This is a genomic window from Streptomyces rapamycinicus NRRL 5491, assembly GCF_024298965.1.
Lineage (GTDB): Bacteria > Actinomycetota > Actinomycetes > Streptomycetales > Streptomycetaceae > Streptomyces > Streptomyces rapamycinicus.
Window position 1 is genome coordinate 4,854,340 of sequence record NZ_CP085193.1, and the last position, 26,972, is coordinate 4,881,311.

Sequence of the window (26,972 nt, forward strand, 5' to 3'; positions counted from 1 at the left end):
CGAATCGGACAGGGCACCCCGCCATTGAGCGGAAGGCAGGCGGGAGTTCTTTGTATCACCCGTAAGGGGCGCAATAGGGATCAGTGTCCAGGTCATCGATCAGCTGAGACCGGCCTGTGACGCGACCGTTGCCAGGGAGCGCGCCATCGCCGCACAACCTCTTCACACGATGCTTTCAGGCCACTCACATCACGCGTCGTGGGCTCATGCGTCCTCGGTTCATGCGTCCTCGGTTCATGCGTCCTCGGTTCATGCGTCCTCGGTTCGCGCGCTGTCGGCTCATGCGTCGTCGGCCAGCTCCAGCCAGCGGGTCTCCAGCTCGTCCCGCTCCCCCGTCAGCTCGCGCAGCTGCGTATCGAGCTCGGCGACCTTGGTGAAGTCCGTGGCGTGCTCGGCGATCCGCGCGTGCAGCCCGGACTCCTGCTCGCTGATCCGGTCCAGCCGCCGCTCGATGCGCTGAAGCTCCTTCTTGGCGGCGCGCTGGTCGGCCGCCGACCGCTGGCGGGCGGCCTGTTCGCCGGTCTTCCGCTTGGCGGGCGACGCGGCGGCCGGGGAGGCCGCGGCCAGGGCCCGCTGCCGCCGCTCCAGGTACTCGTCCACGCCGCGCGGCAGCATCCGCAGGGTGGCGTCGCCCAGCAGGGCGAGCACCCGGTCGGTGGTGCGCTCGATGAAGTAGCGGTCGTGGCTGATGACCACGAGTGAGCCTGGCCAGCCGTCGAGCAGGTCCTCCAGCTGGGTCAGGGTCTCGATGTCCAGGTCGTTGGTGGGCTCGTCCAGGAAGAGCACATTGGGCTCGTCCATCAGCAGCCGCAGGATCTGCAGCCGGCGCCGCTCACCGCCGGAGAGATCGTCGACCGGGGTCCACTGCTTCTCCTTGGTGAAGCCGAACTTCTCGCACAGCTGGGAAGCGGTCATCTCCCGGCCCTTGCCGAGGTCGACGCGCTGCCGGATCTGCTCGACGGCCTCCAGGACCCGCAGGTTCCGGTCGAGTTCGGCGACCTCCTGGGACAGATACGCGAGCTTCACGGTCTTGCCGACCACGACCCGGCCCTCGGCGGGCTGCTGTTCGCCCTCGCTGCGGGCGGCCTCGGCGAGGGCCCGCAGCAGCGAGGTCTTGCCCGCGCCGTTCACCCCCACCAGACCGATCCGGTCACCGGGCCCCAACTGCCAGGTCAGATGGGTGAGCAGCACCTTGGGCCCGGCGGTGACGGTCACGTCCTCCAAGTCGAAGACGGTCTTGCCGAGCCGGGAGTTGGCGAACTTCATCAGCTCGGCGCTGTCGCGGGGCGGCGGGACGTCCGCGATCAGCGCGTTCGCCGCCTCGATGCGGAAGCGGGGCTTGCTGGTGCGGGCGGGCGCGCCACGGCGCAGCCAGGCGAGCTCCTTGCGCATCATGTTCTGCCGCTTGGTCTCCTCGCTGGCGGCGATGCGCTCGCGCTCGGCGCGCGCGAAGACGTAGTCGCTGTAGCCGCCCTCGTACTCGTGGACGGCGCCGCGCTGGACGTCCCACATCCGGGTACAGACCTGGTCGAGGAACCAGCGGTCGTGGGTGACCACCACCAGGCCCGAGCGGCGCGCGCGCAGATGCCCCGCCAGCCAGGAGATGCCCTCGACGTCGAGGTGGTTGGTGGGCTCGTCGAGGACGATCAGATCCTGCTCGGCGATCAGCAACTGGGCGAGCGCGATACGGCGGCGCTCACCGCCGGACAGCGGACCGATGACCGTATCGAGCCCCTGGGGGAAGCCGGGCAGGTCCAGCCCGCCGAACAGCCCGGTGAGCACATCCCGGATCTTGGCGTCACCGGCCCACTCGTGATCGGCGAGATCGCCGATCACCTCATGGCGGACGGTGGCCTCGGGGTCAAGCGAGTCGTGCTGGGTGAGCACGCCGAGCCGCAGCCCACCGGCGTGGGTGACGCGGCCGTCGTCGGCGGGCTCCAGCTTGGCGAGGATCCGGATGAGCGTGGTCTTGCCGTCGCCGTTACGGCCGACGACGCCGATGCGGTCGCCCTCGTTCACCCCGAGGGAGACGCCGTCCAGCAGGGCACGGGTGCCGTACACCTTGCCGACGGATTCAACGTTGACCAGGTTGGTCGCCATCACACTCCATTACGCGGATCGATCGGCATCCCAGCGTAGTCGCCGCGCGGGGCGCCGCGCTCAGGCGTCGACCACAGGCTGAGGCGCGGGCCATATGGTGAGGCGTCGACCAGCCGCTGAGGCGTCGACCACTCGCTCAGGCGCGGATCGCAGGGTGAGGTGGATCACATGCTCAGCGCCGAGTGCGTGCGCACTCTGGCGCGGACTCCACGCTCAAACGCCGGCCAGCCGCTCAGGCGCGGACCACAAGCCCTGGCGCGGACCACACGCTCAGCGCCGACCACACGCTCAGGCGCGGAATCACGCTCAAGCGCCGACCGCCCCCGCCCAGGCGCCGAGCACATGCTCAGGCGTCGAGCAGCCGCGCGCCGGGGACCGGGCCGGAGGTGACCCGGACCGTGCGGCAGGTTCCCGAGGCGGCCAGCCCGTTCGCCACCGCCTGCGCGGCCTCGGTGTCCTTCGCCAGGAAGGCGCAGGTCGGACCGGAGCCGGAGACGAGGGAGGCGAGCGCGCCCGCGTCCGCACCGGCGCGCAAGGTGTCGGCGAGCGCGGGGCGCAGCGAGAGCGCCGCGGGCTGCAGATCGTTGGAGACGGCGGCGGCCAGCGCGGTGGCGTCGCCGGTGCGCAGCGCGTCCAGCAGCGCCTGGGAGGGCTCGGGGTCGGGGACGTCGGCGGCGCTCGCTCCCGCGCCGGACGCCTCGCGCAGCCGGTCGCATTCGCGGTAGACGGCGGGGGTGGACAGCCCGCCGTCGGCCACGGCGAACACCCAGTGGAAGGTGCCGCCGGTCTCCAGCGGCGTCAGCAGTTCGCCCCGGCCCCGGCCGAGGGCTACGCCACCGACGAGGCTGAAGGGGATGTCGCTGCCCAACTCGGCGCAGATTTCGAGGAGTTCGGCGCGGATCACCTGGGTGCCCCACAGCGCGTCGCACGCCAGCAGCGCCCCGGCGGCGTCCGCGCTGCCGCCCGCCATACCGCCCGCGACGGGGATGTCCTTGGCGATGTGGAGGTGCACGCCGGGCGCGATGCCGTGCCGCTCGGCGAGCGCGAGAGCGGCACGGGCCGCGAGGTTGCTGCGGTCCAGCGGCACCTGACCGGCGTCCGTGCCCTCGACGGTGATCCGGAGGGCGTCGGCGGGGGTGGCGGTGACCTCGTCGTGGAGCCCGACGGCGAGGAAGACGTTGGCCAGGTCGTGGAACCCGTCGGGGCGCAGTCCGCCGACCGCGAGCTGGACGTTGACCTTGGCGGGCACACGGGCGGTCACGGGGCGGCTCACGGGGCTCCTCGGTGGGGTTCGGGTGTTCCGGTGCGGCCATTGTCCCGCGTGCGGGGGTACGCCTGCGGCGGCCTTCCCCACCCCGCCCCTTCCCGAACCGGGAGCAAGCCCCCGGCCCCCGCCGGGCCCCCGCCCCCGGCCCCCGCTCCTCAAACGCCGGAGGGGCTGGGGATGCCTCTACGGCCGAAGCAAGACCCGGGGCAGAGCCCCAGCGGGCGTTCGGGGGGGGAGCCCCCGGGGCGGAGAGCCCGCCATGCCGCGGGGGGGGCGTGCATCGGATGCCGCGGGGAGGGGCAAGCCCGTCTGCGGGTGCGGGGTGTGGTCAGGTTGCCGGTCCGTGCTCGGCGATCGCGGCGAAGTCCTCCACCGTCAGCGATTCCCCGCGCGCCTGCGGCGAGACCCCGGCGGCCTTCAGGGCCTCCTCCGCGGCCCCCGCCGAACCGGCCCAGCCCGCGAGCGCCGCCCTGAGGGTCTTGCGGCGCTGGGCGAACGCCGCGTCCACCACCGCGAAGACCTCTTCCCGGGTGGCGGTGGTGCGCGGGGGCTCGTCCCGGCGGATCAGCGAGACCAGGCCGGAGTCGACGTTCGGGGCGGGCCAGAAGACGTTGCGGCCGATCGCGCCCGCGCGCTTGACGTGGGTGTACCAGGCGGCCTTCACGGACGGGACGCCGTAGACCTTGGAGCCGGGCGGGGCGGCGAGCCGGTCGGCGACCTCGGACTGGACCATGACCAGGGTCCGTTCGATGGTCGGGAACCGCCCGAGCATATGGAGCAGCACGGGCACGGCGACGTTGTACGGCAGGTTGGCGACCAGCGCGGTCGGGGCGGGGCCCGGCAGTTCGGTCACCCGCAGGGCGTCGCTGTGCACCAGCGCGAAGCGGTCTGCGCGGTGCGGCAGCCGGGCCTCGACGGTCGCGGGGAGGGCCGCCGCGAGGGCGTCGTCGATCTCGACGGCGATGACCCGGTCGGCGGCCTCCAGCAGCGCGAGGGTCAGCGAACCGAGCCCGGGGCCGACCTCGACGACCACGTCGTCCGGGCGTACCTCGGCGATCCGGACGATCCGGCGGACCGTATTGGCGTCGATGACGAAGTTCTGGCCGCGCTGCTTGGTCGGACGTACGCCGAGCCGCGCCGCGAGTTCGCGGATTTCGGCGGGGCCGAGCAGAACGTCGGAGTCGGTGGAGCTCACCCAGGAAGTTTAGGCCCCTTTTTCGGGGCTCGGTCCTCCCCCGGCCACCGCTGGCAGGCGGCCCCGCCGGAGCACCTCGGCCTCCCGCGGCCACCACTGGCCCGTGCCCCCACCGAGGCACCGCAGCCTCCCCCGGCCACCTGGCAGCCACCCCCACCGGAGCGCCCGAATACCCCTGGCCCCGGGGCACCCGGTCGAGCCCCCGTCACCGGTGGAGTTTGGAGCCGCAGCTGGGCCAGGGGCTGGCGCCGCGTTGTTGGTAGAGCTTCTTCGCGCGGTAGGTCTGCTCGGACGGGGGCGCGTCCTGGGGGCGGCCGTGGCCGCCGAGGGCGTGCCAGGTGCCCTGGTCGAGCTGGTAGAGGCCGCCGTAGCGGCCGGAGCCGTCGACCGCGTCGGGTCGGCCGCCCGATTCGCAGCGGGCCATCGCCCGCCAGTTGAGCCCGTCCGCCGGGCCGCCGACGCCGGCGGGCACGGTCATGGTGCCGACCCGGACGATCCGGGCCACGGGCGCCTTGACGATCTCGCTGCCGATCTTCCGCGGCCGCTGCCGTACGCCGTTGACGCTGCGCACCCGGTAGGTGATGCGCAGGGTGCCCGGCTCGCCGCGCCGGGCCACGAGCTCGGTGCCCTTGGGGAGGGTGGGGTCGACGCGGCGGACGGTGGTGAAGGGCACCGGATGGTCCCGGGCCTCCTTGCCGCCGGTGATCCGCATCACCGTCACCGTCTGGCCGTCGCGCGGGAAGCTGTCCTGCGGGACGGAGGTGGTGTCCTGGCCGCGCAGGGTGAGCCCGGCGGCGGCGAGGGCCTCGCCGACGGTGGCCGCGTTGGTGCGGACGGTGTGGGGGCGCCCGTCGGCGAGGAAGGTGACGGTGCGCTGGGTGCGGACGTGCAGGAGCAGCCCGCGGCTGGTGATGGCGGCGGAGCGGGAGGCGGACAGGTACGCGCCCTCGGCACGTACGCCCAGTTGGCGCAGTGCGCCGTCAACCGTGCGGGCGGTGGTCCACACCCGGCGGCGCTCCCCGTCGAGGGTGAGGGTGACGGGGCGGCCGTAGCGGACGGCGATCTCGTCGCCGTCGCCGAGCCGCTCCCCGGGCGCGGGGGCGACGATGTCGTGCGCGCCGACGCGGACGTCCTGGTCCGCCAGCAGCTCGCCCACGTCGTCGGCGTAGGTGTGCAATGTGCGCGCGTCGCCGTCGACGCTGAGCCGTACGGCCTTGTCCTGGGCGACAAAGGCGGAGGTGCCGCCGGCCAGGGCGGCGACCACCATCGCCTGCGGCAGCAGCCGGCGCATGGGATCGGTCCGGCTGGTGGTGCCGCGCCGGGCGGCTCGGCGGGCGGCGGCACGGCCGCCCGGGACGCGGTGGCTGGCCCTACGGCTCACGACAACACTCCGGTAACACTCCACAAGTCCACTGGTCAGGGCGTTGGGTCCGGGACTGTATCGGAGTGGGGGTGACTCTCCAAAGGAAGATCATCACGCAGTGTGATCACCGCCCCGGATCGCCACCGCCCCTCAATAGTCGAAGACGCGCGCCGTATTGGCCGCTACGGCGGTCGCCAGGGTGTCCTCGGGGACGCCCTTGACCTCGGCCATGGCCCGCAGGGTGAGCGGAATCAGATAGGGAGCGTTGGGCCGTCCGCGGTAGGGGACGGGGGTCAGGAAGGGCGCGTCGGTCTCGACGAGGACCAGGTCGAGCGGGGCGACGGCGAGGGCGTCGCGCAGCGGCTGGGCGTTCTTGAAGGTGATGTTGCCCGCGAACGACATGTGGTAGCCGCGCTCGGCGCAGATCTTCGCCATGGCCGCGTCACCGGAGTAGCAGTGGAAGACGACGGTCTCGGGCGCGCCCTCCTCGGCGAGCACCCGCAGCACATCGTCGTGGGCCTCCCGGTCGTGGATGACCAGCGCCTTGCCGTGCTCCTTGGCGATGGCGATGTGGCGCCGGAACGAGCGCTCCTGGGCGGCCATGCCCTCCGGCCCGGTGCGGAAGTAGTCCAGACCGGTCTCGCCCACGCCGCGCACCTGGGGCAGTGCGGCGAGGGCCGCTATCGCGTCGAGGGCCGCGTCCAGGGCGGCGTCGCCGCCGGGCTCCCTGGCGCCCTGCCGGGACCAGCCGTCGGGGTCTCCCAGGACGATGCGCGGCGCCTCGTTGGGGTGCAGGGCCACCGTGGCCCAGACGCTCTCGTGCGCCGCCGCGGTCTCGGCCGCCCACCGGGACCCGGCGAGGTCGCACCCCACCTGGACGACGGTCGTGACGCCGACCGAGGCGGCCTTGGCCAGCGCCTCCTCGACGGTGCCCGACTGCATGTCCAGGTGGGTGTGGGAATCGGCGACCGGGACCCTGAGGGGCTCCGGCGGCGGCGGGGGCGGGTCCTTTTCCTTTTGCGCGCCGCTCGCCTTGCCACTGCCGCCGGGGGTCGATGCTGTTTTCGCCATGGGCGCGATTCTATGAATCCCGGTGAATGTGAGGTGAATCGCGTCCGGCCGCTCAGTTGACCCGTGCCCGGCTCAGGTGAACCGGCTCATACGAACCCACTCGAACCGGCTCATGTGAAACAGCTCATATGAACCGGATCGTACTCAGTCGCTGTGGTGCTGAAAGGGATGCAGCAGATTCGGAAGGTGCCAATGGTGCCCACGGCGTCGCCCGGGGTCCTCGTTCTCCGGTGCGCGGTCCGGCGCGGCGTCCGCCTCGGCCTCCGGCGCGCCGGTGCCGTCCTTCCGGTCCCGGGTGGTGTGCGGCCTCCCGCGCCGCGCACTCTCCAGGACGGAGGAGACCTGACCCGAGCGCATGATCCGCACCAGATGCGCACCGCAGTTGACGCAGTCGGGGCTCGTCAGCGGGGACGGGACGCGCCGGCCGCCGGTGAAGTAGACGACGAAGGCCCGGCCCTCACCGTCCACGTGGTGTTCGATGTCGTACGACCGCTCCCAGCCGTGCCCGCACTTCATGCAGGCGAAGGCGTACGCCTCGTGGGCCACCTCGCCGGACTGATCGGAGGGGGTATGGGCGGCTATCGGATGAGCACCGCTCGAGGTTCCCGCTATATCGCTCATGGCAGCTCCTCTTGTCACACAGGACAAGTCTTCCGGGATGGGATCGCCCCAGGTCTTCCACAACCAGTGGACGCCTTTCCCGGCGCGACCGCACGGGCTCTTCCCTCTCTTTGAGCGAGATTTGGCATCGGCCATGGAGAAACTGGCGAGCAACTGCCCGGCTACTAACCTGAGCTTTGCTTTTCGCTACGGGGCTTTACCTCCGCGTGGCGTGCTTCCCGCGGCGTTCTTCGCGGCCACGACCGCGTCGAACACCTGTCGTTTGGGCACCCCGGCCTCCTGCGCCACCGCCGCGATGGCCTCCTTACGGCGCTCACCGGCCTCCTCGCGCACCGTGACCCGGCGGGCCAGCTCGGCGGGGCCGGCCTCGTCGGGCCCGGGCGCGGGGGCGCCCTCGACCACGATGGTGATCTCGCCGCGTACGCCCTCGGCCGCCCAGGCGGCCAGCTCGGCCAGCGGGCCGCGCCGCACCTCCTCGTAGGTCTTGGTCAGCTCCCGGCACACCGCGGCGCGGCGGTCCGGGCCGAACACCTCGGCCATGGCCGCGAGCGTGTCGTCCAGCCGGTGCGGGGCCTCGAACCAGACCAGGGTGCGGCGCTCGTCGGCGACCTCGCGCAGCCGGGTCAGCCGCTCCCCCGCCTTGCGCGGCGGGAACCCCTCGAAGCAGAAGCGGTCCACCGGCAGCCCGGACACGGCCAGCGCGGTGAGCACCGCGGACGGGCCGGGCACGGCGGTGACGGTGATCCCGCGCTCCACGGCGGCGGCCACCAGCCGGTAGCCGGGGTCGGAGACCGATGGCATGCCCGCGTCGGTGACCAGCAGCACCCGGGCGCCCCCGGCCAGCGAGTCGACCAGCTCGGGCGTGCGCGCCGACTCGTTGCCCTCGAAATAGGACACCACCCGGCCGCCCGGGCGCACGTCCAGGGCCTGGGTGAGGCGGCGCAGCCGCCGGGTGTCCTCGGCGGCGATCACATCGGCGGCCACGAGTTCGGCGGCCAGCCTCGGGGGCGCGTCCGCCGTGTCGCCGATGGGGGTCCCTGCCAGTACGAGCGTTCCAGTCACGCCCCCATCCTCGCAGCCGGGCGCGGCGGGCCCGGCGACCGCCCGCGGCCTCGGCCGAGACCGGCCGCGGGGTCAACCGCGGCGTCGGTGCGGCCTCGGCCGAGACCGGCCGCGGGGTCGGCCCCGAGGCCGCCGCCCCGGGCACGAATCCCCGTTCGCCGCCTTTCCCCGCCATACTCACAGACCCCTTCCCTACGATGGCCCGGTGAGCAGTGACACCGCGACCCACGCCCAGCCGGGCAAAGCCACCGGCCAACAGCCGCCGGCCTGGCAGCGCCGGCTGCGCCGTTTCGGATACGCGGGCCAGACCAGGCCCGGCGTACGGGAGCGGCTGGTCCCGCCGTACGCGGAGCCGGGCACCCGGCTCTGGGAGATCCTCGGCGCGACCCCCTCGGCGGCGGCCAGAATCGCCCGCTGGAGCGGCTGGGGCGGTCCGCTGCTGATCGCGCTGTGCGCCGGGCTGACCCGCTTCTGGCATCTGGGCCGACCGGACAACGTCATATTCGACGAGACGTACTACGCCAAGGACGCCTGGTCGATCTGGGAGTACGGCTACGAGGGCACCTGGCCGAAATCCGCCAACGACCGGATTCTCGACGCCCCGCAGCACATCCCGCTCAGCGACGCGGCCTCGTATGTGGTGCACCCGCCGGTGGGCAAGTGGGTCATCGGGCTCGGCGAGCAGTTCTTCGGGCTGCATCCGTTCGGCTGGCGGTTCATGGTCGCGGTGCTCGGCACCCTCTCGGTGCTGATGCTGTGCCGGATCGGGCGGCGGCTGTTCCGGTCGACGTTCCTCGGCTGCCTCGCGGGCGCGCTGATGGCCGTGGACGGGCTGCACTTCGTGATGAGCCGCACCGCGCTGCTCGACCTGGTCGTGATGTTCTTCGTGCTGGCCGCCTTCGGCTGTCTGCTCGTCGACCGGGACCGGGCGCGCGCCCGGCTCGCGGCGGCGCTGCCGGCCGGTGAGGACGGCGCGGCGCGGCCGGACCCGGCGGTCGCCCGGGGCCTGAAGCTGGGCGCGCGGCCGTGGCGGATCGCGGCCGGGGTGCTGCTGGGCCTGGCGATCGGCACCAAGTGGAACGGGCTGTACGTGCTCGCGGCCTTCGGCCTGATGACCGTGCTGTGGGACGTGGGCAGCCGCCGCGCCGCGGGCGCCCTCCGCCCCTACCGGGCGGTGCTGCGGCGCGATCTGGGCTGGGCGTTCGTCTCACTGGTGCCTGTGGCGATCCTCACGTACATCGCCTCCTGGTCGGGCTGGTTCACCTCGAGCGGCAGCTACGACCAGGGGCGCGGCTGGCGGCACAGCGGCTACTTCCGCCACTGGGCCGAGTCCGCCAAGTCCGACGGCGGCGGCGGCCACGGCACCGGCGGCACCTTCGACTGGCTGCTCAACCCGCTGCGCAGCCTGTGGCACTACGAGTCCGAGGTCTACAAGTTCCACGTCAACCTGGACTCGCCGCATGTCTACCAGTCCAACCCGTGGAGCTGGCTGGTCCAGTCCCGCCCGGTCTCGTACTTCTACGAGTCCCCCCGGGCCGGCCAGGAGGGCTGTCCCAAGGACGCCGCCGAGAAGTGCGCCCGCGAGGTGCTGGCCATCGGCACCCCGCTGCTGTGGTGGACGGCCTGTTTCGCGCTGCTGTACCTGCTGTTCCGATGGGCGCTGCGGCGCGACTGGCGGGCGGGCGCGATCCTGTGCGGGATCGCCGCGGGCTATCTGCCGTGGTTCCTCTACCAGGACCGGACGATCTTCTCCTTCTACGCCGTCGTCTTCGTGCCCTTCCTGTGCCTCGGGGTGGCGATGATGATCGGCGCGCTGCTGGGGCCACCGGGCGCGAGCGAGACCCGCCGGGTGATCGGCGCGGTCGGCTCGGGCGCCCTCGTCCTGCTGATCATCTGGAACTTCATCTACTTCTTCCCGCTGTACACAGGGCAGACGATGCCGATGGACGCCTGGCGTGCCCGGATGTGGCTCGACACCTGGATCTGACTCCCGCTCGGCCCCGGGCCCACCGCATGGATCCGGCCACGGCCCCCGCGCCCCCTACTGTGAGGGCGCGGGGGCTTCACGTGGTGCCGGTAGAGTGCCGGGCACCGCGGCCCCCATCGACTGATGGGGGGAACCGAGAACACAGTGTGGGGGTTCTGAAATGCGGAGTGGCGCGAGAGCCGCGATCGTCGGTGCGGTGTTCGCCGCCATGGTCGGTGTGGCCGGTTGCGGCAGCGGCCAGGACGATTCAGCCGGCCCGAAGGACGGTGCGAGCGCCGGCTCGGGTGATGACAAGCCGTCCCTGAAGAAGGTGAAGACCGGACCGCCCAGCGCGGCCGAGGTCAAGACCACCGCCCACGCGTTCCTGGCGGCCTGGTCGGCGGGCGAGACGGCGAAGGCCGCCGGCCTTACGGACGACAGCGGCGCCGCCACCACGGCACTGAGCGGCTACCGCACGAAGGCCAAGGTGGCCAAGGTGGCGCTGGACGCGGGGCAGGCGAGCGGCGCCAAGGTGCCGTTCTCGGTCAACGCCCAGCTCTCCTCCGGCGGTGACAGCGTCCCCTGGACGTATGAATCCTCACTGACCGTGACCCGCGACACCAAGACCGGCAAGCCGGTCGTCGCCTGGAAGCCCTCCGTGGTGCACCCCGACCTCGCCGAGGGCGACACGCTCAAGACCGGCGCGTCCGAGGCACCGCCGATCAAGGCGGTGGACCGCGACGGCAAGGAGCTGACCGCCTCCGAGCACCCGACCCTCAAGACCGTCCTGGCCGCGCTGCGCGAGCGGTACGGCAAGAAGGCGGGCGGCGAGGCGGGCGTGGAGACCTGGATCGAGCGCGCCAAGGGCTCCAAGTCCCCCGACAAGACCCTCAAGGTGCTCTCCAAGGGCACCCCGGGCACGCTCCGCACCACGATCGACGCATCGCTCCAGCGCACCGCCGAGCAGCAGGTGAGCAAGCGCACCAAGGCGTCGGTGGTCGCGGTCAAGCCCAGCACCGGTGAGATCCTCGCGCTGGCCAACTCCCCCACGAGCGGCTTCAACACCGCCTTCCAGGGCTCGTACGCACCCGGCTCGACGATGAAGATCATCACCTCGACGACGCTGATGGACAAGGGCCTCGCGGCGTACGGCAAGCCGCATCCGTGCCCGAAGTACTTCAGTTACGGCGGCTGGAAGTTCCAGAACGACAAGAAGTTCGAGATCAAGAACGGCACCTTCGAGCAGAGCTTCGCCCGCTCCTGCAACACGGCCTTCATCAGCCAGGCGGGGAAGCTGAAGGACGACGACCTGAGCAAGGAGGCCCGGGACGTCTTCGGCATCGGGCTCAACTGGCAGGCCGGCGTGCCCACCTTCGACGGCGCCGTGCCGGTGCAGTCCGCGGCCTCCAAGGCCGCCTCGCTGATCGGCCAGGGCGGCGTGCGGATGAACCCGCTCAACATGGCGTCGGTCGCGGCCACCGCCTCCACCGGCAGCTTCCACCAGCCGTACCTGGTCGCGCCGTCGCTGGACGACCGGACGCTGGCCAAGGCGAGCAGGACGATGAAGTCCAGCACCCACGACCAGCTGAAGAAGCTGATGAGGCTCACGGCCACCTCGGGCACCGCCGCGGAGGCGATGGCCGGGATGAGCGGTGACTTCGGCGCCAAGACCGGCTCGGCCGAGGTGGACAACCAGGAGAAGCCGAACGGCTGGTTCAGCGCGTACCGCGACGACGTCGCGGCCGCCGGCGTGGTCCCCGAGGGCGGCCACGGAGGCGATACGGCGGGCCCGATCGTGGCGGCCCTGCTGCGCGCGGGCTGAGCCTTCGCGGATACGCCCCGGGAGCCGGGCGGGCGCACCGAGCGCCCGCCCGGCTCCTTCGCGTTCGGCCGACCGGCCGGTCAGCGGGGCCCGGACGCCACCGACGGGAAAAGTCATGGCGGCGGGCGCGGGGGCGTCGATAGCGTCGTTCCATGGTCGACTCCACCCCTGACAGCGCCGCCCACCCCCGCTTCGCCGACGCCCTGCGCGAGTTCGGCCTGGAGGTCGAGGTGCGCCGGTTCCCCGACGCCACCCGTACCGCCGCCGAGGCCGCCGCGGCGATCGGCTGTGAGCTGAGCCAGATCGTCAAGTCGCTGGTCTTCGAGGCGGACGGACAGCCGGTGGTGGTGCTGATGGACGGGGCGTCACGGGTCGACGTCGAGCTCGTACGGCAGGAACTGGGCGCCGGGAGCGTCCGCCGGGCGGACGCGGCGCTGGTGCGGGAGACCACCGGCTACGCCATCGGCGGGGTGCCGCCCTTCGGCCACCGCACCCGTACCCGCGTCCTCGCCGACCGCCGCCTGCTGGACCACGAGACCGTATGGGCCGCGGCGGGCAATCCGCACACCGTCTTCCCGCTCGCTCCCAAGGCCCTGATCGCGCATGCCGAGGGCACCCTGGTGGATGTGCGCGAGCGTTCCGCATGACCCCGCTGGTCGCGGCCGCCGTGCTCATCGCGGCCGTCACACACGCCAGTTGGAACGCGATCGCGCACGGCATCAGGGACCAGCTGCTCGCCTTCACCCTGGTGGGCGGCGGCGGGGCGCTGTGCGGGCTGGCGCTGCTGCCGTTCACCCAGCTGCCCGCGGCGGACGCCTGGCCGTATCTGCTGGCCTCCGCGGCCATCCACGTGGTCTATCAGCTGCTGCTCATGCGCTCGTTCCACCTGGGCGACTTCGGCCAGATGTACCCCATCGCGCGCGGAACCGCCCCGCTGGTGGTGACCGTGGCCGCCGCGGTCTTCGTCGGCGAGCGGCCGGACCGCTGGCAGGCGGCGGGCATCGCGCTGGCCTCGGCGGGGCTGGTGGGCGTGGCGCTGTGGGGCATCAGGGGGGCGCGGCACGCCGAGCGCGAGGGGAACGGCGGGGGCGCGCCGCAGTGGCTCGCCCTTACGGCCGCCATCGCCACCGGTCTGTCCATCGCCGCGTACACCGTCGTGGACGGTCTGGGGGTGCGCGCCTCCGGCAGCCCGCCCGCCTACATCGCCTGGCTGATGATCCTGGAGGGCTTCGCCATCCCCGCCTGCGCCCTGGCGATCCGGCGCGGTGCGCTCCTTCGGCAGCTGCGGCCGGTCGCGGCGCGCGGGCTGCTCGGCGGACTGCTGTCGGTCACCGCCTACGGCCTGGTGCTGTGGGCCCAGACCCGGGCCGAGCTCGCCCCGATCGCGGCGCTGCGCGAATCGTCGATCATCGTGGGGGCGGCGATCGGGGCGCTGTTCTTCAAGGAGGGGTTCGGCGGTCCGAGGATCGCGGCGGCGGGGCTGATGGTGGCGGGCATCGGGCTGATGCTGCACGCGGGCTGACCGCGCACTCCGCTGCCCCCGCCCTTCGTTGGTCCTGCGCGGGCGGACCTGGGTACGACAGAATCGGGGAGACCGTCGTCACAAGGGGGACTTGGTGCGGATCGACGTAGCGGTGACCGGTGGGGAGGCGGAGCTCCGTTCGCTCCACGACTGGCTGAGACGGGATCCGGGCGCGCGCCACGGTGCCCGGGTGGAGCTGGTCCAGGCCGAGCCCTCGCCGGGACAGATGGGCGTGCTCACCGATGTGCTGCAGCTCATCACCGACAACGCCTGGAGCGCGGCCTCCTTCGCGCTGGCGCTGTCCACCTGGCGGCAGACGCGGCCGCACGGCCGACGGATCACCGTGCGCCGTGGCGACCTTACGGTCGACATCGACAGCGGCGGCGACGAAGAGCTGCGGCGGCTGATCGACGCGCTGGAGCGCCCGGCCGCCCCCGAACCCGAACGGGAACCGGAACCGGGCCGTCAGGGCGGCGGGGAAGGGCGATAGCCGTGGCCGTACTGCCCGATCCGGCCGCCAGCCGCGCGGTGCTCATCGGCACCAGCCGCTATGCCCACCTGGAGCAGATCCCGGCGGTGGCCAACAACCTGAGCGCGCTGGCCGCGGCCCTGTGCGCCCCGGGCTCCTGGGGGCTGGCGCCCGAACACTGCACGATCGTCGAGGACCCCGGCACGGCGGTCGAGGTCCTCGAGGCCGTCCGGACCGCGGCCGAGGAGGCCACGGACACCCTGCTGGTGTACTTCGCCGGACACGGCCTCGTGGAACCCCGCCGCGGTGAGCTCTTCCTGGGGCTGACCGGGTCCATACAGCACCGCTCCTACACCGGACTGCCGTACGGCACGCTGCGCGACGTCGTGCTGGACGGGCGGGCCGGGCGCCAGGTGATGCTGCTGGACTGCTGCTTCAGCGGCCGTGTGCTCGGTTTCATGAGCGCGGCGGGCGCCGAGGCGGTCATCGACCAGGTGGAGATCGAGGGCACCTATCTGCTCGCCTCCGTCCCCGACACCAGTTTCGCGCTCGCCCCGCCCGGCGAGACCCATACGGCCTTCACGGGTGAGCTGTTGCGGCTGCTGCGCGAAGGGGTACCGGGCGGGCCGGAGCTGCTGGACCTGGACACGGTCTACGCGCAGGTGTACGCGGCGCTGCGGGCCAAGGGGCGGCCGCTGCCGCAGAAGCGCGACCGCAATACGGCGGGCGGGCTCGCCCTCGCCCGCAACGCCGCCTGGGCACCGCCCGGTTTCGGCCCGCCGCCCCCGCCGTACGACCACGAGCCGACGCCGCCACCCACGCCCTACGACCACGAGCCGACGCCGCCGCCGTCGGCCACGCCGCTGCCCGCGGTGCCGCCGATGCCCACCTGGTCGCCGATGGCCTTACCGTCGCCCGCCCCGCTCCCCTCCCCCGGCGGCGCCTCTCGGGGCCGCCGCCGCGCCGTCACCTACGGGCTGGCGGGAGCGCTCTTCGTGGCCCTGGTGGCCGCGGGCGTACCTCTGGCGATGTCCTGGATGAAGGACTCGTCCAAGGACGACTCCGGGCGCGACACCGGGCGCGACACCTCCAAGTCGTCCGGCAAGCCGAAGCCGGGCCCCACCTCCGGGAACAACGCCGCGGCCAAGGGCTCCGTCGTCAACCCCTCGACGAGACGCGGCGGGACGCTGAAGTTCATCAGCAAGGACGACGCGGACTACTGGGACCCCCAGCGCACCTATTTCGGCTACGTCTGGAACTTCTCGCGCTACTACGCCCGCCAACTGGTCACCTACGCCCCCAAGTCCGGTATGGACGGCACCGAACTGGTACCCGACCTCGCGGAGAAGGTGGCCAAGGTGACCAACGGCGGTAAGACGTACACCTACACCCTGCGCAAGGGGATCACCTGGGAGGACGGCTCCCCAATCACAGCCGAGGACATCAAATACGGCATCGAGCGAGTCTGGGCCCAGGACGAGATCTCGGGTGGCCCGATCTTCCTCCAGCAGGCGCTCGATCCCGAACTCACCTACAAGGGGCCGTACAAGGACAAGCTCGGCCTGAAGGCCATCGAGACCCGGGGCGACAGGACCATCGTCTTCAAACTGCCGAAGGCCAACGGCGACTTCGAGCGCATGCTCGCCACACCGTCCGGATCCCCCGTGAAAAAGGAGAAGGACACCAAGGGCAAGTACACGAACAGGCCGTTCTCCTCGGGGCCGTACAAATTCGAATCCTACGAGCCGGGCACTTCGCTGGAGCTGGTCCGCAACGCCGAGTGGGAGCGGTCGTCCGACCCTATCCGCACCGCCCTGCCCGAGCGGATCACGGTGAATATCAGCAGCGACGAGCAGACGAACGCGAAAGCCCTGTTCGCGGGGGACTACGACCTGGACCTGCAATCCTCCGGGCTCAGCGTGCCTGCCCTCGCCCAGGCCACGAGGAGTTCCGACCTCAGCGCCCGGCTGGACAGCCCGTTCAACGGGCTGATCCTGTTCGCGGCCCTCCCCCGCTCCGTCAAACCGCTGAACAACGTCCACTGCCGTAAGGCGGTCCTCTACGCGGCGGACCGGGAGAACATGCGGACCGCCTCCGGCGGTGTGCTCTCCGGCGATATCGCGCCCCATATGCTCCCGTCCGCCATCACCGGCTCCGACTCCTCCTACGACCCGTACGAGACGCGCAAGCGGCGTGGCAAGCCGAACGCCACCGAGGCGGAAGCGGAGTTGAAGGCGTGCGGAAAGCCGAATGGCTTCTCCACCACCATCGCGGTGCGCAACAACCGCCCCGCCGAAGTGGCCGTCGCCGAATCGCTCCAGTCGTCGCTGCGGAGGGTCGGTATCGAAACCGAGATCGATCAGATCGACGGCAGTCAATACGCCGTGACGATGGGCTCCCCCACGGTGGTGAAGAAGAAGGGATACGGCATCGTCATCTACCGGTGGGGCCCCGACTTCCCGACCGGTCAGAGCCTTCTGCAACCGCTGGCCGACAGCCGTTTCATCCAGAGCACCGCCAATACCAATGTCGCCGAGCTGGACGATCCCACGATCGACCACCTCTTCGACACGGCGATCGCCGAACAGGACGCGACGAAGGCCGGGAGCGACTACGCGCAGATCAATCGGAGGATCTCCGACTCCGCCGTGTATCTGCCCATCCTGTTCCAGAAGAGCGTGCTCTGGCGCGGCTCCCGGCTGACCAACGTCTATACGAGCGAGCCCTGGCAGGGCGCTTACGACTATGTCTCGCTGGGCGTCTCCAAGTGACCGAAGGCCCTGCGCACCGCCACGTTCGTGGTCGTGATGCCGCCGTCCACGGGGAGGGTGGTCCCGGTGATCCAGGCGGCGTCGGAGGAGGCCAGGAAGGTGATTGCGGCGGCGATGTCGGTGGGTTCGCCGACCCGGCCGAGGGGGTAGACCTCGGCGGCGCGGCGCAGGGTGTCCTCCTGGCCGTCCCAGCCGGGGGTGCGGATCGTCCCGGGGGCCACGAGGTTGACCCGGACGCCCCGTCCGGCGGCGTGGGCGGCCAGGGTGCGGGTGAGGCTGCCCAGGCCCGCCTTGGCGGCGCTGTAGGCGTGGTTGCCGAAGTCCTGGAGGCCGTTGACCGAGCCGACGTTGACGATCGCGCCCCGGCCCTCAGCGACGGCCAGATGCGGCAGCGCGGCGCGGGAGCAGCGGAAGGCGCCGCCGAGGGTGACATCGATGTCCTGCTGCCACTCGTCGTCCGCCTGGTCCTCGAACAGCGGGGTGTCGACGTGACACGAGTGGGCGCTGTTGACCAGGACGTCCAGTCTTCCGAAGCTCCTTACGGCGTGCACCACGGCCGCCTCGGCATCCGCCCGCCGGGCCACGTCGCAGCCCAGCGACTCGGCCTCGCCGCCGTCGGTCCGTATGGACGCGGCGGCCTTCGCGGCCAGTTCACCGTCCTGGTCGGTGATCAGCACCCGGGCGCCCTCGTCGGCGAACCGGCGGGCGGTCACCTCCCCGATTCCGCGCCCCGCGCCGGTGAGCATGACCGCGTAGCCCTCGAATCTCCGCACCGTGTACCCCTTCCCGTCGGCTCCGGGACCGCCGCCGCCCCATTGGCGGCGGGTCCGCCGGGATCATGCCCGGCCCCGGCATGATCCTCCCGCGCGGGGCGTTGCACCATAAGGAGAAACACAAGCACACACGCTCGGTCGGCATGGCGGGAGTCGGACAGTGGTGGACGTCCAGGGCACGGTGGCGGACGGATTCGAACCGGTCCGGGACGCCTTCGCGGCGAACTTCGCCCGGCACGGCGAGCGCGGCGCGGCCGTGGTCCTGTACCGGGAGGGCGAGAAGGTCGTCGATCTGTGGGGCGGTACGAAGACCCCCGACGGCGGCGAGGATCCCGATGGCGGCCGTAAGGCGTCCGGCGACGGCCCCGAGCCCTGGACCCAGGACACCGCCCAGGTCGTCCGGTCGGTCACCAAGGGCGTGGCCGCCGCCGTGCCGCTGCTGCTGCACCAGCGCGGCCAGCTGGACCTGGACGGCCGGGTCAGCACCTACTGGCCGGAGTTCAAGGCGGCGGGCAAGGAGCGGGTGCTGGTGCGGCATCTGCTGGCGCACCGCACCGGCGTGCCCGTGCTCGACACCCCGCTGACCCCCGCCGAGGCCATCGACGGCATATCCGGGCCGCGGGCCGTAGCCGCCCAGCAGCCCGTATGGGAACCCGGTACGGCGCACGGCTACCACGCCCAGACGTACAGCTGGCTGCTGGGCGAGCTGGTGCGCAGGGTCACCGGGCGGACCATCGGGCGCTGGACAGCCGAGGAGATCGCCCGGCCGCTGGGGCTCGACCTGTGGCTCGGGCTGCCCGAGGAGCAGCGGGGCCGGGTCGGCCGGATCGCGGCGGTGGAGGCGCTCGCGGCGCCCGCCGCCCAGGGGCCACGGCTGCGCCCCAAGCGGTCGGTGGCCGAGGCGTACCGGGACCCCGAGTCGCTGACCCGGCGGGCGTTCGCCGCGATCACCCCGCTGCCGGACGAGAACGACCCCGCGTATCTGGCCGCCGAGTTGCCCGCCTCGGGCGGGGTGGCGACCGCCGAGGCGCTGGCCCGCTTCTACGCGGCGCTGATCGGCCCGCTGCCCTCGGCCCGTACGGCCCGTTCGGGAGGCAGGCTGTTCGCCCCGGCGACGCTGACGATGGCCCGTACCGAGGAGTCCGCGGGCCCCGACCGGGTCCTGGTCGTCGGCACCCGCTTCGGCCTCGGCTACATGCTGCACGGCCCGGCCTGCCCGCTGCTGGGGCCGGGCTCCTTCGGCCACCCGGGGCGCGGTGGCTCCCTCGCCTTCGCCGACCCTGAGGCACGCATCGGCTTTGCCTACGTCACCAACGGTATGCGGCGCGGCGTCACCGCCGATCCGCGTGCGCAGGCGCTCGTGCGCGCGGTGCGGACCAGCCTGGCGGCGCGGGAGGCGTAACCGCCCGAGGGGGCCGCAGGTGCGGCCGGGCGCCGCGACGGAGGGGCGTTACCGCGCGCCCCGGACCCCTCCCTTGCGGCCCCATGCGGTGCGAAGCCGTACCGGGGCAACGCGACGTCCCCTGCCGAGCGGTCAGGAGACAGAAGCTGATGACTCGTCAGCGTTCGTCAGACGCCGTGGAACTCTCCAGCCCTGACAGCCGATATGAACGATGCCCAGGACGACGGGGGGAAGACCAACGCCGGACCGCTGGGGTTCTTGCTGTCGCGAACGGGGACGACGGCAGGGATGCCGTCAGCCACCTCAACGCATGTGCCCCCGTTGCTGTCGCTATACGTACTCTTGCACCACACCACACCGGGCAGGGCGCTTGCGTTGCGGATCATGGTTGAAGTTCCTTCATGGTGGTGGCGAGCAGGTCGATTGAGGCTGCGGGTGACAGGGCCTGCGCCCTGAGCAGATCATAGGCGCGCAGGGCTGCCCTGACATGCTCAGGATCGGGCAGCAGCTGGCCTTGAGCGAACCCGTCCGCAAAGACGACTTCGGGGCCTTCCTCAAGGGTCAGAACGTGGAACGAGCCGACACCCGCGTGCGGTCCGGCCGAGTAGGGGACCACCTGGACAACGGTGGTCGGAGTCTCGGATGCCTCAATGACCCGGGCCAGCTGGTCATGCATCACGCGGGGTACCCCGGCAGGGCGACGAAGTACGTTCTCATCAAGGATGATCCACAGCTCAGGCGGGTTCTCCCGCGTCAGGATGTCTTGCCGTGTCAGCCGCGCCGCTAGCAGGTCGTCGACGTTGCTCAGGCGTCCGGCTTCCAGCGCGGCCCGCGCATAGTCCTCGGTCTGCAACAGGCCGGGAATCACGCGTAATTCGAACGACCGAATGATCTGGGCTTGCGCCTCAAGCTCAACGTAGGGCCGGAACCACGAGGGATACGCGTACTTCATAATCAGCGGCCAGAGACGGCCGAACAGCCCCCCTGTGTTCAGCACCTCATCGACACGAGCCGCGAACTCTCCGGACGGGACCCGCTGCGCTGCCTCCAGCTTCGCCAAAAGCGACGGAGTCACGAACACGGACTTCGCCAGAGCACGCTGGGTCATACCGGCTTCCTCACGGGCCCGACGTAACTCGCAGGCAGCAAACGCCAGCACAGACGACGACGGATCGAGTTTCTCCGCTGCACCCATGTGCCCACCCTCCATTGACAAGCCGCGAAGTCAACGCCACCGCCCTCCGATTGTGGCACCAGAGGGCAATGCTTTGCGTACAAAGAGTGATGACCGGTCACACGGTCTGAGCAACGTCTGACCCCGGCGACCGTGCTACCGGCCCCGGGGCGTGGCCACCAGCTTTCGAGGAGCTGATCGCATGCACGACCTTATCCGGTGCGCACTCGTATGGGTGAGGGCAGTTCTGGCCTTACGGCCGCCCGGCCGTCACCGTGCCGTCCCGAAGTTCCCCGCGTCGTATCCGACGCCTTCCCGGCCCGTGGCGGGGGCCGTGGTCGTCCCGGCCGGTGGGCCCGGACCCGTGCCCCCGCGCCCTTGCCCCGACTCGCCGACCCTGGAACTGCACACCGTTCCCCGCCTGCCACGGGGCAGCGAGCTGCCCGCTCTGGTGCGTCCCTACGCGGTGGACGATGAACGGCGGCAGCGACAGCGGTCGAAGAGCGTCCCCCGGGTGGAGTTGATCCGTCCCCCGCACGGGATGGTGGTGATCCGGTGACCGCCACCGGCCACGCCGCGCCCGCCCCGGCCCCCGGCTGCGTCCTGTGCGCCGCCCCCGGCACCTTCGGGCCCCGTAACCCCGCCGAGCCGCGTTCGGGCCTGTGCCCGGCGTGTATCGCGGCCGGGAAGCCCACCCGCGACGGCCTTGAACAGGCCGTCGTGATCGTGGCCGGACAGACCCTCGCGGGGGCGGAAGCCCTCGACCTGGCCACCGCCCCGCCGGAGGAACTGTCCTACCACCTCGGCGCGGTGAAGCGGAGCCTGCGCAGCGTGCTCCAGCTCCTGGCCCCGGTCGAGGGGGAGGGCCGGTGAACGCCCACAAGGCCCGGGGCGGGGGCGAGCGGCCGAGGATGACGATGTGTGTCTACACGATGGCGCGCGACGGGATGGTGACCGCGCGGTGCGCGTTGGTGGCCGTGCTGGTCGGGGAGGATGTCAACCCCTACGCGTTGGGGCAGGCGTGGCCGCCCTGCCAGTGCCCCCGCCACCGGGAGGAGAACGCCGCCTACCGCTTCCGGCGCACCTGAGACGGCCGTCAGCACGCCGCGTCCGCACGCGGGTGAGCGGACCGCCACCTCACCGGCACCCTCTCCCCACCGGAAACACCGGCATCCTCACCTCACCGGCACCGTCACCGAGCGCGGGTCGAAGCCGAAGGGGAGCTCCAGCCGGTGCTCGCGCATCAGCTCCTCGTCGCACAGCAGCTCCTGCGTTCCGCCGTCCGCCGCGATCACCCCGCCGCTGAGCACCACAGCGCGCGGGCACAGCTCCAGCGCGTACGGAAGATCGTGGGTGACCATCAGCACGGTCACCTCCAGGGAGCGCAGGATGTCGGCGAGTTCGCGCCGCGAGGCCGGGTCGAGGTTGGACGAGGGCTCGTCCAGGACCAGGATCTCCGGCTCCATGGCCAGTACGGTCGCCACGGCCACCCGCCGCCGCTGCCCGAAGGAGAGGTGGTGCGGCGGCCGGTCGGCGAACTCCGCCATCCCGACCCGCTCCAGCGCGCGGCGCACCCGCTCCTCCAGCTCCGCGCCGCGCAGCCCGGCCGCGGCCGGGCCGAAGGCCACGTCCTCGCGCACGGAGGGCATGAACAGCTGGTCGTCCGGGTCCTGGAAGACGATGCCCACCCGGCGGCGGATCTCAGCCAGATGCGCCTTCGCCACCGGCAGCCCCGCGACGGTGACCGTCCCGGCGCCCGCCGTAAGGATGCCGTTGAGGTGCAGCACGAGCGTGGTCTTGCCCGCGCCGTTGGGCCCGAGGAGCGCCACCCGCTCGCCCCGGGCCACGGTCAGATCGACGCCGAAGAGGGCCTGGTGGCCGTCGGGGTAGGCGTAGGCCAGACCGGCCACCTGGAGGGACGGCGGGGTGGTGGCGGGGTCGGTCATGGCAGCATCCATCCGGTCAGGCAGACCGCAAGCGCGGTCAGCGGGAGGGCGGCGGCGTACGTCCACTGGGTACGGGACGCCGTCACATCGTCGATCACCGGCATGGTGCCCGTATAGCCCCGGCTGACCATCGCCAGGTGGACCCGCTCGCCCCGTTCGTAGGAGCGGATGAACAGCGCCCCGGCCGAGGAGGCGAGCACCCCCCAGTGCCGCACCCCGCGCGCCTCGAAGCCGCGCGACTGGCGGGCGATCCGCATCCGGCGCATCTCATCGGAGATGACGTCCCCGTAGCGGATCATGAACGAGGCGATCTGGACCAGCAGCGAGGGCATCCGCAGCCGCTGCAACCCCAGCAGCAGGGCGCGCAGTTCGGTCGTGGACGCCAGGAGGACGGAGGCGGCGACGCCGAGGGTGCCCTTGGCGAGGATGTTCCAGGCGCTCCACAGCCCGGACTCGCTGAGCGACATCCCCAGCACCTCCACCCGCGGGCCCTCCGCGATGAACGGCATCAGCACGGCGAAGGCCACGAACGGGATCTCGATCAGCAGCCGCCGCAGTACGTACCCGGCCGGGATCCGGGCCGCCACCGCCACTCCGGCCAGCAGCACCGCGTACGCCCCGAAGGCCCAGACGGCCTCGCGGGGCGTGGAGACGACGACGAGGACGAAGCAGAAGACGGCGGCGATCTTGCAGTGCGGGGGGAGGGCGTGGACGGGCGACCGGCCCTCCCGGTAGAGCTTGTGCGCGTGTCCCGCGCCCACGGTCAGCCCCGCCCGCTCTCGGCCGTCGCCCTGCGCCGCCGTATGACGATGAAGACCCCGGAGCCGACGGCGAGCGTGGCCCCGACCCCGATCACCCCGGCGAGCCCGCCGGAGAGCCGGGCGTCGGTGATGTCCTTGACGCCGTAGTCGGCGAGCGGGGAGTCCTTGGCGGCGTGGTCCTCCTCCTTCTGGTCGATCCCCTTGTCATGGGCGACCTTCTCCAGCCCGTCGGGGCTGGCGGAGGCGTAGAAGCTGACGACCCCGGCGCACAGCAGCGCGGCCGCGAGCCCGGCCCACCACACGGGCCGCGCCGACCGCCGAGGCACGGCGGCGGGCTCGGGGGTCGCGGCGGACTCAGGGGTCGCGGCGGACTCAGGGGTCGCTGCGGACTCAGGGGTCGCGGCGGACTCAGGGGTCGCGGCGGACTCAGGGCTCCGGGACGTCGCGGCGGCGGGTTCGGCCGCCGGGCCCTCGGCCCGCGCCACCGCCCCCGGGGCGGCCGGGGCCAGCGGGCTGCTGCGGATCTCCAGCGGACGCGCGGCCACCCCCCGCGCCCCGTGCACCAGATCCGGCCGTACGGCCACGACGGCACCGACCGTCAGCGCGGTGATCGCCGCCTCGCCGATGCCGATCAGCACATGCACACCGACCATCGCCGCGAAGACCTTGCCGATCGCCACATCGGCCGTACCGCCGAGCGCGTAGATCGCCGTGAAGGCCACGGCAGCGGCCGGTACGGAGATCAGCGCGGCCACGAAGGACGCGACGGTGATCGTACGGCGGCGATGCGGGGCCAGCTTCACGATCGCGCGGAAGAGCCCGTACGCCACGACGGTGGTGACCAGGGCCATGTCGGTGATGTTGACGCCGAGCGCGGTGAGCCCGCCGTCCGCGAACAGCACGCCCTGCATCAGCAGCACCACGGAGACGCACAACACCCCCGTGTACGGCCCCACGAGTATCGCGGCCAGCGCCCCGCCCAGCAGATGGCCGCTGGTCCCGGCGGCCACCGGGAAGTTCAGCATCTGCACGGCGAAGATGAACGCCGCGACCAGCCCGGCCAGCGGCGCGGTCCGCTCGTCCAGCTCCCGCCGGGCACCGCGCAAACTGACCGCGACGGCCCCGGCCGCGACCACACCGGTCGCCACCGACACCGGTGCGTCGATGAATCCGTCGGGCACATGCATGGCGGGACTCCGCTCCTGAGCTGCAGCTATCGGCCCGATGGTAGCCCGTACCTGCAAGTCGTTCGCAAGAGCGCCGACGTCGCGGAATCGCGCGGGCTCGCGGAAAACGCCGAACGGCGGCCTTCCGGGATCGGAAGGCCGCCGTCGGGCCGAGGCGTGACGCCAGGTGTTCAGACGCGGGTCAGAAGCGAGTCAGAGGCGAGTCGGACGCGAGTCGGACTCAGGTCAGACGCGGGTCAGCTCGGCGTCGGGGTCGGAGTCCCTGTCGTGCCGCCGGTCCGCGGAGGGCTGCTCGAGCTGCTTGCGCAGGCCCTCGCCCTCCACATCCACGTTGGGCAGCGCCCGGTCCAGCCAGCGCGGCAGCCACCAGGCCGCCTTGCCGAGCAGCGCCAGGACCGCCGGGACGATGGCCATACGGACCACGAAGGCGTCGAAGAGAACGGCGGTGGCGAGGCCGAAGCCGATCATCTTGATCATCGACTCGGACGAGCCGATGAATCCGGCGAAGACGCTGATCATGATGACCGCGGCCGCGGTGACCACCCGGGCGCCGTGCCGGAAGCCGGTGACGACGGCCTGGCCGGGGCGCTCGCCGTGGACGTATGCCTCCCGCATCCGGGTCACCAGGAAGACCTCGTAGTCCATCGCCAGACCGAACACCACACCGATCATGAAGATCGGCATCATGCTCATGATCGGGCCGGTCTCCTCGACCCCGAACAGGTCCGCCAGCCAGCCCCACTGGAAGACCGCGACCACCGCGCCGAGCGCCGCGACGACGGAGAGCAGGAAGCCGAGCGCCGCCTTGAGCGGTACCAGGACGGACCGGAAGACCACCATCAGCAGCAGGAAGGCCAGTCCGACGACGAGCACCAGATAGGGCACCAGCGCGTCGTTGAGCTTCTGCGAGATGTCGATGTTCATCCCCGTCTGGCCGGTCACCAGCACCTCGGCGCCGGTGTCGGACTTGAACCCGCTCGCCTTGTCCCGGATGTCGCCGACCAGGTTCTCGGTGTCGATGCTGCTCGGCTTGTACTTGGAGATGACGGTGAGCGTCGCGGTGTCACCGGCCCTGTTGAACGTGGCCGGGCTGACCCCCGCCACCCCGTCCAGACCGGTGATGGTCTTACGGACCTGCTGGGCCGCGCCCCTGGCGTCATCGCTGCCCTTGGCGTCGACGACCACCATCAGCGGACCGTTGTAGCCGGGGCCGAAGCCCTCGGAGATCATGTCGTACGCCTGGCGCTTCTGGCTGCTGACCGGCTGCGACCCGTCGTCCGGCAGACCGAGCTCCAGGCTGGCGGCGGGCAATGCGGCCGCGCCGAGTCCGAGCACGGCCACCAGCAGCACCAGCACCGGGCGGCGCAGCACGAAGCGGGCCCAGCGGGTGCCCATGTTGGGCTTCTCCTCGGGCGCCTCCGCGCCGCTCGCGGCGGCCGCCGCGGCACGCTCCGCCATCCGCCGGCGCGCCCTGCGCCCGAACACCCGCTTGCCCGCGAAGCCCAGCACCGCCGGGATGAGGCTGATCGCGATGAGGACGGCGATGACGACCGTACCGGCCGCGGCGAAGCCCATCTTGGTGAGCATCGGGATGTTGACGACGGCGAGGCCGACCAGCGCGATGACGACCGTAAGGCCGGCGAAGACGACCGCGGAGCCCGCGGTGCCCACCGCACGTCCGGCGGCTTCCTCCCGGTCCCGTCCCTCGGCCAGCTCCGCGCGGTAGCGGGAGACGATGAACAGCGCGTAGTCGATGCCGACCGCGAGGCCGATCATCATCGCCAGTGTGGAGGTGGTGGTGGACAGCCCCAGGGTGGTGGCGAGCGCGGTGATCGACGAGATGCCGATGCCGACGCCGATGAGCGCGGTCAGCAGTGGCAGTCCGGCCGCGACCAGCGAGCCGAAGGTGATGGCGAGGACGACCGCGGAGATCGCGATGCCGATGATCTCGGTGGAGCCGGTCTCCGGCATCTCCTGGAGCGCGTCACCGCCGATCTGCACCGACAGCCCCGACTTCTCGGCCTTCTCCCCCACCTCCTTCAGACCGTCCTTGGCGGGGTCCTTCAGCTCCATGGCGTTGACCTTGTAGCTGGTCAGGATGTACGCCGTGGTGCCGTCCTTGCTGACGGCCCGAGCCTGGTAGGGGTCGGCGACCGAGGCGACCTGCGGCGAGCTGGCCTTGAGCTCGGCGACGGTCTTGGTGACCACCGCCTTGTTGTCCGGGTCGGTCATCTTCTCGCCGCTCGGGGCGCGGAAGACCACACGGGCGGTGGCGCCGTCCGCGTTACCCCCGGGGAACCGCTGTTCCAGCAGGTCGAACGCCTTCTGGGCCTCGGTGCCCGGAATGGAGAAGCTGTCGTTGGCGGGCTGGGAGGCGGTGGCGGCGCCGACGCCCGCGACCGCGAGCAGCGCCACCCATATCAGCGCGACGAAGCCGCGTCGCCGGAAGGCGAACCGGCCGAGTTTATAGAGGAAGGTGGCCACGAGAAGGGGTGCTCCC

General features: G+C 71.9%; 24 protein-coding genes. 10 read left to right on the forward strand and 14 right to left on the reverse strand.

Translation table 11 applies throughout. The features are described from left to right. Positions 1–279 precede the first annotated feature (279 nt). The 7 genes from LIV37_RS19985 to rsmI all read right to left on the reverse strand — a co-directional run bounded on the left by LIV37_RS19985 (position 280) and on the right by rsmI (position 8,679). Positions 280–2,100 carry an ABC-F family ATP-binding cassette domain-containing protein gene (locus LIV37_RS19985; protein ID WP_020868925.1) on the reverse strand — a complete coding sequence of 607 codons (1,821 nt, stop codon included), beginning with the start codon at positions 2,098–2,100 and terminating at the stop codon, positions 280–282. 346 nt (positions 2,101–2,446) lie between these two features. Continuing rightward, a complete protein-coding gene (locus tag LIV37_RS19990; protein ID WP_121824726.1) occupies positions 2,447–3,373 on the reverse strand; it encodes a 4-(cytidine 5'-diphospho)-2-C-methyl-D-erythritol kinase in 927 nt (308 codons plus the stop codon). Positions 3,374–3,695: 322 nt separating this feature from the next. Then, on the reverse strand, positions 3,696–4,562 hold the full coding sequence (gene rsmA / locus LIV37_RS19995; RefSeq protein ID WP_020868927.1) for a 16S rRNA (adenine(1518)-N(6)/adenine(1519)-N(6))-dimethyltransferase RsmA: 867 nt from the start codon (positions 4,560–4,562) through the stop codon (positions 3,696–3,698). Positions 4,563–4,767: 205 nt separating this feature from the next. Continuing rightward, a complete protein-coding gene (locus LIV37_RS20000; protein WP_251983295.1) occupies positions 4,768–5,967 on the reverse strand; it encodes a resuscitation-promoting factor in 1,200 nt (399 codons plus the stop codon). Between the two features lie 108 nt (positions 5,968–6,075). Further along, entirely contained in the window at positions 6,076–6,996 is a 921-nt protein-coding gene (locus LIV37_RS20005) for a TatD family hydrolase (protein ID WP_121824725.1), read from the reverse strand. A gap of 144 nt (positions 6,997–7,140) precedes the next feature. Then, positions 7,141–7,617: a hypothetical protein gene (locus tag LIV37_RS20010; protein WP_020868930.1), complete on the reverse strand. Its 477-nt coding sequence runs from the start codon at positions 7,615–7,617 to the stop codon at positions 7,141–7,143. A 186-nt stretch (positions 7,618–7,803) separates the two neighbouring features. Beyond that, entirely contained in the window at positions 7,804–8,679 is an 876-nt protein-coding gene (gene rsmI, locus LIV37_RS20015) for a 16S rRNA (cytidine(1402)-2'-O)-methyltransferase (RefSeq protein WP_020868931.1), read from the reverse strand. A gap of 205 nt (positions 8,680–8,884) precedes the next feature. Between rsmI and LIV37_RS20020 the strand changes: the two genes are divergently transcribed. The 6 genes from LIV37_RS20020 to LIV37_RS20045 all read left to right on the forward strand — a co-directional run bounded on the left by LIV37_RS20020 (position 8,885) and on the right by LIV37_RS20045 (position 17,229). Next, on the forward strand, positions 8,885–10,666 hold the full coding sequence (locus tag LIV37_RS20020; RefSeq protein ID WP_020868932.1) for a dolichyl-phosphate-mannose--protein mannosyltransferase: 1,782 nt from the start codon (positions 8,885–8,887) through the stop codon (positions 10,664–10,666). 160 nt (positions 10,667–10,826) lie between these two features. Then, complete coding sequence (locus LIV37_RS20025) at positions 10,827–12,467, forward strand: penicillin-binding transpeptidase domain-containing protein (protein WP_020868933.1); 1,641 nt, start codon at positions 10,827–10,829, stop codon at positions 12,465–12,467. A 152-nt stretch (positions 12,468–12,619) separates the two neighbouring features. Then, positions 12,620–13,114, forward strand: coding sequence for a YbaK/EbsC family protein (locus LIV37_RS20030; RefSeq protein WP_020868934.1), 495 nt, complete (start codon positions 12,620–12,622; stop codon positions 13,112–13,114). Continuing rightward, the gene (locus LIV37_RS20035) at positions 13,111–13,989 is read left to right on the forward strand and encodes a DMT family transporter (protein ID WP_020868935.1); all 879 of its coding nucleotides are present in this window, start codon (positions 13,111–13,113) and stop codon (positions 13,987–13,989) included. Before LIV37_RS20030 ends, LIV37_RS20035 begins: the two co-directional genes overlap by 4 nt. 94 nt (positions 13,990–14,083) lie before the next feature. After that, a complete protein-coding gene (locus tag LIV37_RS20040) occupies positions 14,084–14,479 on the forward strand; it encodes an effector-associated constant component EACC1 (RefSeq protein ID WP_185057980.1) in 396 nt (131 codons plus the stop codon). A gap of 2 nt (positions 14,480–14,481) precedes the next feature. Then, the gene (locus LIV37_RS20045; protein ID WP_020868937.1) at positions 14,482–17,229 is read left to right on the forward strand and encodes a caspase, EACC1-associated type; all 2,748 of its coding nucleotides are present in this window, start codon (positions 14,482–14,484) and stop codon (positions 17,227–17,229) included. Here the strand turns inward: LIV37_RS20045 and LIV37_RS20050 are convergent. Then, complete coding sequence (locus tag LIV37_RS20050; protein WP_020868938.1) at positions 17,202–18,002, reverse strand: SDR family NAD(P)-dependent oxidoreductase; 801 nt, start codon at positions 18,000–18,002, stop codon at positions 17,202–17,204. The genes LIV37_RS20045 and LIV37_RS20050 overlap by 28 nt on opposite strands. A gap of 160 nt (positions 18,003–18,162) precedes the next feature. Between LIV37_RS20050 and LIV37_RS20055 the strand changes: the two genes are divergently transcribed. After that, entirely contained in the window at positions 18,163–19,404 is a 1,242-nt protein-coding gene (locus tag LIV37_RS20055) for a serine hydrolase domain-containing protein (RefSeq protein ID WP_020868939.1), read from the forward strand. A 167-nt stretch (positions 19,405–19,571) separates the two neighbouring features. Here LIV37_RS20055 and LIV37_RS20060 read toward each other — a convergent pair whose 3' ends face one another. Both LIV37_RS20060 and LIV37_RS20065 read right to left on the reverse strand, forming a co-directional pair. Then, a complete protein-coding gene (locus LIV37_RS20060) occupies positions 19,572–19,790 on the reverse strand; it encodes a DUF397 domain-containing protein (protein WP_121824724.1) in 219 nt (72 codons plus the stop codon). Then, positions 19,787–20,599 carry a helix-turn-helix domain-containing protein gene (locus tag LIV37_RS20065; RefSeq protein WP_121824723.1) on the reverse strand — a complete coding sequence of 271 codons (813 nt, stop codon included), beginning with the start codon at positions 20,597–20,599 and terminating at the stop codon, positions 19,787–19,789. The genes LIV37_RS20060 and LIV37_RS20065 overlap by 4 nt, the downstream gene beginning before the upstream one ends. Before the next feature lie 181 nt (positions 20,600–20,780). Between LIV37_RS20065 and LIV37_RS20070 the strand changes: the two genes are divergently transcribed. From LIV37_RS20070 to LIV37_RS20080, 3 genes are read left to right on the forward strand one after another with little or no spacing between them, the layout of a single operon-like run. After that, positions 20,781–21,137 carry a hypothetical protein gene (locus LIV37_RS20070; protein ID WP_148717819.1) on the forward strand — a complete coding sequence of 119 codons (357 nt, stop codon included), beginning with the start codon at positions 20,781–20,783 and terminating at the stop codon, positions 21,135–21,137. Further along, the gene (locus tag LIV37_RS20075; RefSeq protein ID WP_020868941.1) at positions 21,134–21,451 is read left to right on the forward strand and encodes a hypothetical protein; all 318 of its coding nucleotides are present in this window, start codon (positions 21,134–21,136) and stop codon (positions 21,449–21,451) included. The genes LIV37_RS20070 and LIV37_RS20075 overlap by 4 nt, the downstream gene beginning before the upstream one ends. Beyond that, positions 21,448–21,666, forward strand: coding sequence for a hypothetical protein (locus LIV37_RS20080; RefSeq protein ID WP_020868942.1), 219 nt, complete (start codon positions 21,448–21,450; stop codon positions 21,664–21,666). The genes LIV37_RS20075 and LIV37_RS20080 overlap by 4 nt, the downstream gene beginning before the upstream one ends. 87 nt (positions 21,667–21,753) lie before the next feature. Here the strand turns inward: LIV37_RS20080 and LIV37_RS20085 are convergent, their stop codons facing one another. The 4 genes from LIV37_RS20085 to LIV37_RS20100 all read right to left on the reverse strand — a co-directional run bounded on the left by LIV37_RS20085 (position 21,754) and on the right by LIV37_RS20100 (position 26,956). Beyond that, positions 21,754–22,524 carry an energy-coupling factor ABC transporter ATP-binding protein gene (locus tag LIV37_RS20085; protein WP_020868943.1) on the reverse strand — a complete coding sequence of 257 codons (771 nt, stop codon included), beginning with the start codon at positions 22,522–22,524 and terminating at the stop codon, positions 21,754–21,756. Then, positions 22,521–23,285 carry a cobalt ECF transporter T component CbiQ gene (cbiQ, locus tag LIV37_RS20090; RefSeq protein ID WP_020868944.1) on the reverse strand — a complete coding sequence of 255 codons (765 nt, stop codon included), beginning with the start codon at positions 23,283–23,285 and terminating at the stop codon, positions 22,521–22,523. The genes LIV37_RS20085 and cbiQ overlap by 4 nt, the downstream gene beginning before the upstream one ends. 2 nt (positions 23,286–23,287) lie before the next feature. Continuing rightward, positions 23,288–24,472: an energy-coupling factor ABC transporter permease gene (locus LIV37_RS20095; RefSeq protein WP_020868945.1), complete on the reverse strand. Its 1,185-nt coding sequence runs from the start codon at positions 24,470–24,472 to the stop codon at positions 23,288–23,290. A 225-nt stretch (positions 24,473–24,697) separates the two neighbouring features. Further along, entirely contained in the window at positions 24,698–26,956 is a 2,259-nt protein-coding gene (locus LIV37_RS20100; RefSeq protein ID WP_020868946.1) for an MMPL family transporter, read from the reverse strand. Positions 26,957–26,972 lie beyond the last annotated feature (16 nt).

Bases quoted from the DNA above. Each gene is read 5' to 3' on its own strand.
- LIV37_RS20025 (WP_020868933.1), top strand. From the start codon at position 10,827: ATGCGGAGTGGCGCGAGAGCCGCGATCGTCGGTGCGGTGTTCGCCGCC.
- LIV37_RS20070 (WP_148717819.1), top strand. From the start codon at position 20,781: ATGCACGACCTTATCCGGTGCGCACTCGTATGGGTGAGGGCAGTTCTG.
- LIV37_RS20065 (WP_121824723.1), bottom strand. From the start codon at position 20,599: ATGGGTGCAGCGGAGAAACTCGATCCGTCGTCGTCTGTGCTGGCGTTT.
- LIV37_RS20010 (WP_020868930.1), bottom strand. From the start codon at position 7,617: ATGAGCGATATAGCGGGAACCTCGAGCGGTGCTCATCCGATAGCCGCC.
- LIV37_RS20085 (WP_020868943.1), bottom strand. From the start codon at position 22,524: ATGACCGACCCCGCCACCACCCCGCCGTCCCTCCAGGTGGCCGGTCTG.
- LIV37_RS20035 (WP_020868935.1), top strand. From the start codon at position 13,111: ATGACCCCGCTGGTCGCGGCCGCCGTGCTCATCGCGGCCGTCACACAC.
- LIV37_RS20005 (WP_121824725.1), bottom strand. From the start codon at position 6,996: ATGGCGAAAACAGCATCGACCCCCGGCGGCAGTGGCAAGGCGAGCGGC.
- LIV37_RS19985 (WP_020868925.1), bottom strand. From the start codon at position 2,100: ATGGCGACCAACCTGGTCAACGTTGAATCCGTCGGCAAGGTGTACGGC.
- LIV37_RS20060 (WP_121824724.1), bottom strand. From the start codon at position 19,790: ATGATCCGCAACGCAAGCGCCCTGCCCGGTGTGGTGTGGTGCAAGAGT.
- LIV37_RS20030 (WP_020868934.1), top strand. From the start codon at position 12,620: ATGGTCGACTCCACCCCTGACAGCGCCGCCCACCCCCGCTTCGCCGAC.
- LIV37_RS20095 (WP_020868945.1), bottom strand. From the start codon at position 24,472: ATGCATGTGCCCGACGGATTCATCGACGCACCGGTGTCGGTGGCGACC.